Annotated in this window: 1 protein-coding gene and 1 pseudogene; both read right to left on the reverse strand. The window is 65.3% G+C overall.

The features are described from left to right. Window positions 1-173: pseudogene (locus BN1137_RS21765) on the reverse strand (PTS fructose transporter subunit EIIBC); the annotation flags it as partial. Beyond that, on the reverse strand, window positions 170-714 hold a 545-nt coding region (locus BN1137_RS02705; protein WP_198150581.1), incomplete at its 5' end, for a 1-phosphofructokinase family hexose kinase. The pseudogene BN1137_RS21765 and the gene BN1137_RS02705, both read right to left, overlap by 4 nt.

Here is a 714-nt window from a genome sequence, read left to right on the forward strand (position 1 = left end):
AGATCGGCGGCGGCGATGTCGGCAGTCGAGGGCTGCTGGCGCGGCTGCACGCTCGAGTCAACGTCGAGTTGCAGCTCCCAGCCGGCCAGCTTGGCCTGTTGTTCTAATCGTTTGGCAACGAGAAAGCTGGTGGCGATGCCCGCGGGGCAAGCCGTGACCAAGATTGCTTTCATTGGGCATCTCCTGAAGGTTCCATGGGATCTAATTGAGCGGGATCGAGGCGTTGTACCCGAACCTGCTCCAGTAAGGGGGTCAAGACGCGGATGTCGCTAAAGCCCACCGCGACCTGGCTCACCGCCAGGGCCGAGACGGCGGTGGCGAGGCGCAGGGTCTGCTCCGGCGCCCAGCCGAGGCTGAGGCCGTGGGCGAGCCCGGCCACCAGAGAATCGCCGGCACCGACCGTGCTGACTACCTGCATGCGCGGTGGCACGGCCTGCCAGACAGCGTCCTGGCCAAACCAGACCAGCCCCTCGGCGCCGTTGGAGACCACTACGTGCTCGATGCCGTCCGCCTGCAGCGCACGGGCACATTCGGCCTGCTCTTTCAGGGTCTTGATCGGGCGCCCGGCCCATTGTTCAAGCTCCTCGAGATTCGGTTTGACCAGGGTCGGGGCTGCGCCAAGGCCTGCCTTGAGGGCTGCACCGCTGCAATCAAAAATGACCTTCTTGCCCTTGGCCTTGAGCAGGGTGATGAGGCGGGCGCAGTAGGCAGGCT

Source organism: Aeromonas tecta (assembly GCF_000820185.1).
Classification (GTDB): domain Bacteria; phylum Pseudomonadota; class Gammaproteobacteria; order Enterobacterales; family Aeromonadaceae; genus Aeromonas; species Aeromonas tecta.